Source organism: Mesorhizobium sp. M1A.T.Ca.IN.004.03.1.1 (assembly GCF_003997555.1).
Classification (GTDB): Bacteria; Pseudomonadota; Alphaproteobacteria; order Rhizobiales; family Rhizobiaceae; genus Mesorhizobium.
Genome location: NZ_RZTV01001021.1, coordinates 1 through 239 on the forward strand (window position 1 = coordinate 1; position 239 = coordinate 239).

The window sequence follows — 239 nt, forward strand, 5'->3', positions numbered from 1 at the left end:
GTTCGACGCAGCCGAGAAGGCTGGCCTGCCGCGATACGACGTGCTGCAGCCGGAATATAATCTTTACGAGCGCGCGAGCTTCGAGGGGCAATTGGCCGAACTGTGCATCCGTCAGAATATCGGCGTCATCACCTATTTCAGCCTCGCAGCCGGTTTCCTGACCGGCAAATACCGCAGCAAGGCCGATACGCAAGGCCGCGCCCGCGAAGGCCGGGTTTCGCAATATTTCGACGCCAAGG

Annotated in this window: 1 protein-coding gene; it reads left to right on the forward strand. The window is 60.3% G+C overall.

All coding sequences use genetic code 11. From position 1 onward, the window contains the following. Positions 1–239 (forward strand): aldo/keto reductase (locus EOD29_RS34770; protein WP_164764088.1); only part of this gene is annotated, 239 nt, incomplete at both ends.